Genomic DNA, 9143 nt, shown 5'->3' on the forward strand with positions numbered 1-9143 from the left:
ATAATTATCTGCTTATTTCTATTATGATCATAAACGCCAATTGTTAACGCAGTATCAACGTTGAAAAAAAAGCTGCTATCCGTGAAGGAGCTGCCGATTATTGGTTCTGGGCCAAAAAATTTTCGGTGAATATTTTAGATACGCTTTAGAGATAATCAAATATGCATTTGAATAATCGAAAAGTTTGTTGTATGATAACAATCAAATACTCGTTTGATTATAGAGGTGAGAATTATGAGCGGTATGAAAGAAAAGGACTCATGTGAAATTTATTGTTATGACGAGCCTAAAGTCCGAAAGGTACAACATGCACTTGAAGGACAAAATATTCAAGGCATGATAAAGATGTTTAAGGTTTTGGCTGATGAAACAAGAATGAAAATCGCTTTTGCCCTTTGCGAGGAAGATGAATTATGTGTTTGTGATGTGGCTAACATCATTGGTTCTTCGTTGGCAACAGCTTCACATCACCTTCGCACCTTAAAGCAGCTTGGTCTAGCCAAATACCGCAAGGATGGTAAATTAGTTTTTTATTCGCTAGAAGACGACCATGTTCGTCAATTGATACAGCTAGCTTCTACTCATTCGCGGGAGTTGATCACCAATGGAAAATAAAGTTGAAAACACCGAAGATAAAAACGTCTACAGAATTCAAGGCTTTACCTGTACGAATTGCGCAGGCATTTTCGAGAAAAATGTAAAAGGTTTGCCTGGCGTTAAAGATGCACAAGTCAATTTTGGAGCATCCAAGATTACCGTTTATGGAAGTACCACAGTGGAGGATTTAGAAAAGGCTGGAGCGTTTGAAAGCCTGAAAGTTACACCTGAAAAACAACGGACGATTGAAAAGAAAAAGCCATTTTGGCAAGAGAATTGGAACGTGTTGGTTTCTGCCGTATTGCTTGCGGTAGGTTATTTTCTAGGTGAGGGAAGTATCTTATCCGCAGTCATTTTTGCGGCTTCTATTCTCATTGGTGGTTACGATCTATTCAAAAAAGGGCTTAAAAATCTCTTCCGGCTTCAGTTCGATATGAACACCCTTATGACAGTGGCCATCATCGGTGCCGCGGCGATCGGCAAATGGGGCGAAGGCGCGACGGTTGTGATCTTGTTTGCAATTAGTGAAGTTTTGGAACGTTACTCTATGGAGAAAGCGCGTCAATCCATTCGTTCCCTGATGGATATTGCGCCGAAGGAAGCTCTGATTCGACGCGGTTCCGAAGAAATTACGGTAAGTGTCGATGATATACAGGTTGGCGACGTCATGATTGTAAAGCCAGGTCAAAAACTTGCAATGGATGGCGTGGTTATTAAAGGGACATCAACCATTAACCAAGCAGCGATAACCGGCGAATCGGTTCCCGTAACGAAAACAATTGATGAAGAAGTTTTCGCAGGTACATTAAACGAAGAAGGATTGCTTGAGGTCAAAGTAACGAAGCACATCGAGGATACAACCATTTCCAAAATTATTCACCTAGTTGAAGAAGCACAAGCCGAACGTGCACCTTCGCAAGCGTTCGTTGACCGATTTGCGAAATACTATACGCCTGCGATTATGATTATGGCATTAGGTATTGCCGTTGTGCCCCCTCTGTTCGTCGGCGCTGATTGGGGCGATTGGGTATATCGGGGATTAGCGTTACTCGTCGTCGGCTGTCCTTGCGCACTGGTCATATCGACACCTGTTTCGATTGTTACAGCTATCGGAAACGCGGCGAAAAATGGCGTTCTGATCAAAGGTGGCATTCATCTTGAAGAAGCTGGGCGCCTTGCCGCAATCGCATTCGATAAAACGGGTACGCTGACGAAGGGATTCCCGGAAGTAACAAATGTCGATACTTTCGGAACGAAAAACGAAAAAGAAATGCTTTCTATCGCGGCAGTTATCGAAAAAGGTTCGCAACACCCGCTTGCTTCCGCGATTGTTCGTAAAGCAGAAAACCTCGGAGCCGACTTATCCCTCGCCGTTGAGGATTTCCAATCCATAACCGGGAAAGGCGTTAAAGCAAAGGTAAAAGGGGAATTGTATTACGTCGGTAGTCCGAAACTCTTTGCAGAACTTCACTCCGATATGAATGTTGAAACGAATCAACGTATCGAAGCTCTACAAAAACAAGGGAAAACGGTTATGGTCTTGGGAACGGAACAACAAGTTCTTGCCTTAATAGCCGTGGCCGATGAAGTGCGCGATTCCAGTAAAGACGTTATTAAGCAATTGCACGAAATTGGCATCAAGAAAACGATTATGCTTACGGGTGATAATCAAGCAACCGCCGAAGCTATCGGGAGCCGGTTGAATGTTACAGACGTTAAAGCCGACCTCATGCCGCAAGATAAATTAGATTACATCAAGCAACTTCGTAAAGACTATGGCAATGTTGCAATGATTGGCGATGGCGTAAACGATGCGCCCGCGCTTGCGGCTTCAACGGTTGGTATCGCTATGGGCGGCGCAGGTACGGATACGGCGCTTGAAACGGCGGACATTGCACTTATGGCTGACGACTTAGGTAAACTCCCGTATACAATTCGGTTAAGCCGTAAAACCCTTGCGATAATAAAGCAAAACATTACGTTCTCGCTCGGGATTAAACTTGTCGCTTTGGCTTTGATTGTTCCTGGATGGTTGACGTTATGGATGGCTATTTTTGCAGATATGGGAGCTACCCTAATTGTTACTTTGAACAGCCTACGTTTGTTAAGAGTGAAAGGGAAATGATCGTCTATGAATAACCCTTGGAATAAAGTGATTTATCGGCTCTGGGCTCCCTTCTATGATTATGTCTTCAATTCCGGGCCTTTTTTAAAGGCCCGGAAAAAGATTTTTGAGAACCTCGACATTAAGCCTAAAAGCAAAGTTCTTTTTGTAGGCGTCGGGACAGGAGCAGACTTGCAGTTCATTAAGGACAAGGATGTTTCTGTAACTGCAATTGACTTGTCATCCGAAATGCTTGATCGAGCTAAGAATAAATATGACTCCCCCGATTATAAGTTCATAGAAAATAGAAATGGATGCGCAAGAATTGACCTTTTCACCGGAATCGTTCGATATGGTAATTGCGAATCTGATCTTATCCGTTGTCCCCGATCCGAATCGATGTTTTCAAGAAATGATTCGGGTTACGCGAACTGGGGGACGTATACTCATTTTCGATAAGTTTGCCCCTCCATCACGGGAGTTGCCTGTAATGAAGAAAATTCTTCGCCCCGTCGTAGCATTGATGGGTACAGACATCGGTCGTCATTTTGAGCAAATCATTATGCCGTACGAGAAACAAATTCGAGTGGAAGAAGATGCGTCAGCCCTATTTAACGGTATGTATCGAAAAATCATAGTTCGTAAACATCAAACTCAACAAGGTATCTCCTAGGCCAAGGTATTGAGGGGGAAATGTCCCCATGTACTTTACGGGTGGTGTCAGCTTTGTTTGCAGGTACTACCCCATCATTGGTCGCCGCGGAACTGACGACAGCTTAGAACGGCTCATTGATTTCCTCGTATTCCTTCACTTGCCGGTAAAATGTAGGCTATTTCATACCGATCCGACGCATAGCGTCCGTCGCGGTAATCTGGCCTGCTTTCCATTCCCGGTACGGCTCCACATTTTCCATCGATCTCCTGCTTGGGTCGGCCGAATACAACGCCCTCCCCTCGGGCAACCTCGATTCCTTCCGCCTGCCGCTGCCGGTTCTTCTTCCGCTCTTGCTCGGCCACATAGGTAATACGACCAAATTAAAATTATTTCGGAACTTTAAGGAAATAAATAAAGATGTCTTGACTATGTATCATGGTACAGGGTTTACACTTATGAGGGAGGTGAACCATGAGGTATCATTCAGGAGATATATCCAAATTATGTAATGTGAATAAAGAAACGCTTAGATATTATGAACGAAAAGGTCTAATTGCTGAACCTGTAAGGTCGGATGCAGGTTACCGGCTTTATCCGGAAGATACGGTAAAACGAATCATGTTCATTAAACGTATACAAGAGCTTGGTTTTACGTTATCTGAAATTGATAAATTGCTTGGTGTCGTTGATAAAGACGATGTGAGATGTGCGGATATGCACGATTTTGTTGTGGATAAACTTGAAGATGTTCGGCTGAAAATTAGAGACCTTGAGCGAATCGAATGTATGTTAAAAGATTTAAAAGACCGCTGTCCGGATGAAAAGGCAATCCATGAATGCCCTATCATCGAAGCGTTAATTGACAATGGGGAGGAAATCCTGTGAAAGAAAATACAAAGAAAGTGGGATGGGGCTTTTTAGCTCTGCTATCCTGCCCCTGCCATCTCATTTTAATTCTTCCTCTGCTTGCTGGCACAACGCTGGGTGCGTTTTTTGCAGCACATCAAGGCGCCGCAAGTGCTGTTTTGGCTATTCTATTTGTGATTTCCCTTATTATGGTGTTCAAAAGGACGAATATACAAGAAAAAAAGGGTGTGACACACGATTGCTGCTCAGTACCAGGGCAAAAACGAGGTGAAGGAATTTGAGAGAAAAACTAACGAGCTGGGGGGCGGTATTATCCGCCTTTCTTATGTCTGGCTGCTGCCTCGGACCCTTCATTCTCATTCCTCTCGGATTATCCGGTTTGGCAGGTACACTCGCGATTATTTCAATCAAGTACCAGCTGTTTTTAATGATCATAACGTTATTATTTCTTGGTGTATCATTTTATTTGGTTTATGGACGAAAACGCAAAAGCAAAAGTACGATTATCACTTTATGGACGACGACCATTTTAGTTTTAGGAGCGTTTCTTTTTTTAGGGTTGGCTGAAAGAGGACTGTTATAAGAAAGGGTGTTTTGTTTGTGAGCAACAATGGGAATTATGGTATTAATATCTCTTTATTTTGATACGGCATGTGGCAGCCGCCTTCTGTGATTCAAGATTTAATTTCAAAGGCAAATGGAGTCAGCAAAGTAGAAATTGAACCTAAGGGATACATTGGAAAAGTGACAGTTTCCTTTGATGATCAGAAAACCGATGTAAAGCTAATAAATCATCGGTTACAAAAAATGGGTTAGATGTGACTGGAGGATAAAAAATGAAAAAATACCGGATCAACGTTCAAGGCATGACATGCAGCGGCTGCGAAGAACACGTAGCAACCGCACTTAAAAACATTGGAGCCGCCAATATCGAGACGAGTTTTCATCGTAATGAAGCCACGTTTGAATTGCCCGATGACGTTGTGATCGAAACCGCCCAAAAAGCCATTAACGAGGCAAACTATCAATCCGGAGATGCGGAAGTGATAGAAACTCATGATGCTCCGGTTCTCGGTGATGAAGGCGACTATGATTTTCTGATCATCGGTTCCGGTGGAGCAGCTTTTTCCGCAGCGATTCAAGCGGTGGAATATGGCGCAAAAGTCGCGATCATTGAGCGGGGAATTGTTGGCGGAACCTGCGTAAATGTTGGCTGTGTTCCATCAAAAACGCTGCTTCGTGCTGGTGAAATCAATCATTTAGCCGAAAGTAACCCATTCATGGGACTAGCCACATCAACTGGAAAAGTAGATTTGGAAAAGTTGGTCAAACACAAAGATGAACTGGTAGCCAGTATGCGAGAACAGAAGTATGAACATTTGATTGGTGAGTACGGATTTGAACTCATTCGAGGAGAGGCAACATTCGTAGATGAAAAAACCATTGAGGTAAGTGGACGACAGGTTACAGCGAAACGATTTTTAATTGCCACAGGAGCTTCTCCGTCCATTCCGGATATTCAAGGATTACGGGACGTGGATTATTTAACAAGCACATCACTACTTGAGCTCAAACAATTGCCTAAAACGCTTGCCGTCATTGGCTCAGGCTATATTGCAATGGAATTGGGTCAACTCTTTCACAATCTAGGGTCAGATGTTACGCTGATGCAAAGAAGTCCTCGCATTTTGAAAGAGTATGACCCTGAAATTTCCGAAGCGGTGACAAAGGCTTTAACGGAGCAAGGGATTCACTTGATTACCGGTGTAACGTATGATCGCATTGAAGCAAGTGGCGATCTGAAACAAGTGCATATTTCCGTAGATGGCGAAAAGAAAGTCATCGAAGTCGAGCAGCTGCTTATTGCAACCGGTAGAAAACCAAATATTGAAGCACTAAACCTTAATGCTGCGAACGTAAATATAGGTTCCAAAAGCGAAATCGTCGTCGATGATTTTTTAAACACCTCGAATCCTAGAATTTATGCTGCAGGCGATGTGACGATGGGGCCGCAGTTTGTATATGTGGCTGCTTATGAAGGTCGCATCGCGGCCGATAATGCAATAGGCGGCTTAGAGAAAAAGGTAAATCTCGAAGTTGTTCCAGGTGTTACGTTCACTTCTCCTTCCGTTGCTACCGTAGGACTCACGGAAGAGCAAGCCAAGGCAAAAGGGTATGAGGTTAAAACGTCCATTCTTCCTTTGGATTCGGTGCCTAGAGCACTTGTTAATCGCGAAACAACCGGCGTTTTTAAATTAGTGGCTGATTCCAAGTCGTTAACGGTGCTTGGTATTCATATTGTCGCTGAAAATGCCGGAGATGTGATTTACGCTGCGACACTTGCAGTCAAGTTCGGTTTAACGGTCGAGGATCTACGCGATAGCCTAGCACCGTATTTAACGATGGCTGAAGGATTAAAACTAGCAGCTCTTACGATCAATAAAGATGTATCTAAATTATCCTGTTGTGCTGGATAAGATATTGTATTGGCCCAGCAACCTTGATCGTAAAGACAACTGTTCTCAACTGATCGTTTATCGATAATTAAAACCAGTCAAACACTAATTTTCGTGTTGACTGGTTTTTGCATTCAACCTACTGCAATCATATTAACTCTTCGTTTCAAGCGCTTTGGAGGACTCCAAAGCGACTTTCTTAGCTTCTTATGGAATCTCGGGTTCCGTTTTTCTAATTACGTGTCTTTCCATATCTCTGCAAACTTGGTCAAAAATCAATGTCAATGGCTGTTCTGATACAAAATATCTGGATAGGAAATCAAACCAAAGATCATCGAAGGAAACGGCAATTCCGCCGTAAAAATCACGAACCGTTACGTACTGGTCCCATAGCTTCACTCGGAATCTTTCCAATTCAGCACATCGCCCCATAGTAATTCCGTGTCAAGCAGCAGGGCCGTCGTTAGATTTTGTAGCAGCTTTCTCTCTTTCTTCAACCAAGCCTTGAAAATACTTGGCCCGTTCCAAATGAAACCCGCGCAACTGTTCTTGATAATGATGCATTTTCATATGCCATTCGTACATTTGTCTATAATAAGTGGCATTGTCTTGCGTGTACATCGGCATCGCATAGTGGACGAAATGATTCAAAGGAAATTCCCTCCCACTATAAAGTAATGTTTTCGCCTGTTTTCTCGCTCATTCGCAGGATTTCAACTTCGACTGTTTGAGTAGACAGTTGTACAATGGATGGGGCGCACCCCGAGCGTATGCGGGAACAGAGCTTGGGATCGATTACGTTCCAAAACTGTGAGATGGTGGCTATAATCGCACAGTGGATCTCCACATTGGCCCTTGGGACTTACCCTCCCATGTCACGCTGGGTCGTCGCCCTTACATTCCTTCGTTCTGTCTCTCAAGGGGTGGATGCCGATTCTTGCTCCTCTGCTGGGTCGTTGCCCTCATGGAAAATCGTTCTTCGGCTTCTCCGGTGCTTCCGTTGTCGTTGTCATTCCTTTGAACTTCGCATTCGCCAGACGCTTGCTTTGACTTAGGCGCTCACTTGCCCGATCTGAGTCAGTCGTACCGGTCCTAGCATTTCTAACGCGTTATACTCGCGTTCTTTGGTCCCTAGCGTATGCAACACGCGAATGAGCTTTCCGCATAAGGCAATGAGCGACTGCTTCTTCTTCAGCGGATTCTGGCTGCGCGTCGTGTAATACCTGTGCAGTGCCTTAAATGCTTCATTTTTTGCCACCAGCGGCATGACCGCCCGGAACAGCAGCGCCCTCAGTCGTGATCTTCCTCGCTTGGTGATGCCTGTCTTGCCCTTACGCTTGCCCGAGCTGTTCTCTTTGAGATTCAGTCCGGCCAATCGGATGATCTGCTGACCGTGATCATAGCCAGACAGATCACCGACCTCCGCGAGAAATCCCGCGAGGGTGACCAGCCCGACTCCCGGAACGGCCAGCATTCGCGCAGCCCCCGGAATGTCCGTTAGGATCGTCAGGACTTGCTCCATGATGCCGGTCAACTGCTCGCTGAACAGATCGTACTGCCCGAGGAGCGTGCTCAGTTCGATTCGCGCCGCTGTCGTTCCTTCGGTTAGCCCAATGGACGCCGCAGCGGCTGCGACCAGCGTTTCCGCCCGCTTGATACCCACCCCACGCTGCACTTCCGTCTTCCAGTGGGCCAGGACGTGTCTGGCTTCCTTCGCGGCGATGTCGGCAGGCAACGGGAATGCACGCATCGTCATGAGCGACGCTTTGCCGTCCCAGTCCTTGAACACGCCAGCGTACTCCGGAAAGAATCGGTCGAACCAGTTGCCGATCCGGCCTTTTACTTGCGTTAGGCTCGCCGACACTTTCTCCCGCAGGTTCATCAGGATTCGCAGATCCGCATAGGCCTTCGTAGGTAACTTCGGCTCGGAATACTTGCCGCTGCGAATCAGATCGGCGATGACCTTCGCGTCCTTGTAGTCGCTTTTCGTCGGCGAATTGTCTTCGAGCTCTTTCGTCTTGCTCACGTGATGTGGGTTGACGACCACAACCGTTATGCCTTGCTCTTGCAAGAATGCAGCGAGCGGAAACCAGTAGTGTCCGGTAGGCTCGATGCCAAACACAATCTCGGTCTTGCCATGTGCTTGACCGACCTCCTTCATCCACGACGATAGTTTCGTCAGCCCTTGTGCGTCGTTATGGAAAACGCAGTCTCTGCCCAACTCGATGCCGCGGTAATCGACCGCACGAGCCACATGAATCTTTTTGGCAATATCTGCTCCGACGACCAATGTTGCTCCGTTAATTCGTGTAATACGTTGATTCTGTTTCTGCTTCATCTTATACTTCATTTTGAGCGCCTCTTTCGTATGCGGGATCTGTTCTTTGCCGGAACGTTTCCCAGTATACCGAGTGGCGCTTTTTTGCTCAAAGCTCAAATTACTTCATTACAGGAATGGCTCCTC

Annotated in this window: 10 protein-coding genes; 8 read left to right on the top strand and 2 right to left on the bottom strand. The window is 45.4% G+C overall.

Going from position 1 to position 9143, the window contains the following annotated elements; all coding sequences use genetic code 11:
- Positions 1-243: 243 nt before the first annotated feature.
- From PHU01S_RS12185 to merA, 8 genes are all read left to right on the top strand, one after another.
- Positions 244-615 carry an ArsR/SmtB family transcription factor gene (locus PHU01S_RS12185; RefSeq protein ID WP_127507809.1) on the top strand — a complete coding sequence of 124 codons (372 nt, stop codon included), beginning with the start codon at positions 244-246 and terminating at the stop codon, positions 613-615.
- On the top strand, positions 605-2722 hold the full coding sequence (locus PHU01S_RS12190) for a heavy metal translocating P-type ATPase (protein ID WP_127507788.1): 2118 nt from the start codon (positions 605-607) through the stop codon (positions 2720-2722). Before PHU01S_RS12185 ends, PHU01S_RS12190 begins: the two co-directional genes overlap by 11 nt.
- Positions 2723-2728: 6 nt before the next feature.
- On the top strand, positions 2729-3160 hold the full coding sequence (locus PHU01S_RS27220) for a class I SAM-dependent methyltransferase (RefSeq protein WP_507763348.1): 432 nt from the start codon (positions 2729-2731) through the stop codon (positions 3158-3160).
- Entirely contained in the window at positions 3054-3374 is a 321-nt protein-coding gene (locus tag PHU01S_RS27225; RefSeq protein ID WP_507763349.1) for a class I SAM-dependent methyltransferase, read from the top strand. The genes PHU01S_RS27220 and PHU01S_RS27225 overlap by 107 nt, the downstream gene beginning before the upstream one ends.
- A 453-nt stretch (positions 3375-3827) precedes the next feature.
- Complete coding sequence (gene merR, locus PHU01S_RS12200) at positions 3828-4241, top strand: mercury resistance transcriptional regulator MerR (RefSeq protein ID WP_127507790.1); 414 nt, start codon at positions 3828-3830, stop codon at positions 4239-4241.
- Positions 4238-4504: a transporter gene (locus tag PHU01S_RS27145; protein ID WP_174806361.1), complete on the top strand. Its 267-nt coding sequence runs from the start codon at positions 4238-4240 to the stop codon at positions 4502-4504. The genes merR and PHU01S_RS27145 overlap by 4 nt, the downstream gene beginning before the upstream one ends.
- Complete coding sequence (gene merT / locus PHU01S_RS27150; protein ID WP_127507792.1) at positions 4501-4806, top strand: mercuric transport protein MerT; 306 nt, start codon at positions 4501-4503, stop codon at positions 4804-4806. The genes PHU01S_RS27145 and merT overlap by 4 nt, the downstream gene beginning before the upstream one ends.
- 253 nt (positions 4807-5059) lie before the next feature.
- The gene (gene merA, locus PHU01S_RS12215) at positions 5060-6700 is read left to right on the top strand and encodes a mercury(II) reductase (protein ID WP_127507793.1); all 1641 of its coding nucleotides are present in this window, start codon (positions 5060-5062) and stop codon (positions 6698-6700) included.
- A 423-nt stretch (positions 6701-7123) separates the two neighbouring features.
- Here merA and PHU01S_RS12220 read toward each other — a convergent pair whose 3' ends face one another.
- Together PHU01S_RS12220 and PHU01S_RS12225 are read right to left on the bottom strand one after the other, a co-directional pair.
- A complete protein-coding gene (locus PHU01S_RS12220; RefSeq protein WP_230876318.1) occupies positions 7124-7330 on the bottom strand; it encodes a hypothetical protein in 207 nt (68 codons plus the stop codon).
- 400 nt (positions 7331-7730) lie between these two features.
- Positions 7731-9029 (bottom strand): IS110 family RNA-guided transposase, encoded by a 1299-nt coding sequence (locus PHU01S_RS12225; RefSeq protein WP_127507795.1) that lies wholly within the window; start codon positions 9027-9029, stop codon positions 7731-7733.
- Positions 9030-9143: the final 114 nt, after the last annotated feature.

It is taken from the genome of Paenibacillus humicus NBRC 102415 (assembly GCF_004000905.1).
In the GTDB taxonomy this organism is placed as follows: Bacteria; Bacillota; Bacilli; order Paenibacillales; family Paenibacillaceae; genus Paenibacillus_O; species Paenibacillus_O humicus.

Excerpts from the sequence above, each read along its gene's own strand:
- PHU01S_RS12190 (WP_127507788.1), top strand. The coding sequence starts at position 605 with ATGGAAAATAAAGTTGAAAACACCGAAGATAAAAACGTCTACAGAATT.
- PHU01S_RS27220 (WP_507763348.1), top strand. The coding sequence starts at position 2,729 with ATGAATAACCCTTGGAATAAAGTGATTTATCGGCTCTGGGCTCCCTTC.
- PHU01S_RS27225 (WP_507763349.1), top strand. The coding sequence starts at position 3,054 with ATGGTAATTGCGAATCTGATCTTATCCGTTGTCCCCGATCCGAATCGA.
- merA (WP_127507793.1), top strand. The coding sequence starts at position 5,060 with ATGAAAAAATACCGGATCAACGTTCAAGGCATGACATGCAGCGGCTGC.
- PHU01S_RS12225 (WP_127507795.1), bottom strand. The coding sequence starts at position 9,029 with ATGAAGTATAAGATGAAGCAGAAACAGAATCAACGTATTACACGAATT.
- merR (WP_127507790.1), top strand. The coding sequence starts at position 3,828 with ATGAGGTATCATTCAGGAGATATATCCAAATTATGTAATGTGAATAAA.
- PHU01S_RS12185 (WP_127507809.1), top strand. The coding sequence starts at position 244 with ATGAAAGAAAAGGACTCATGTGAAATTTATTGTTATGACGAGCCTAAA.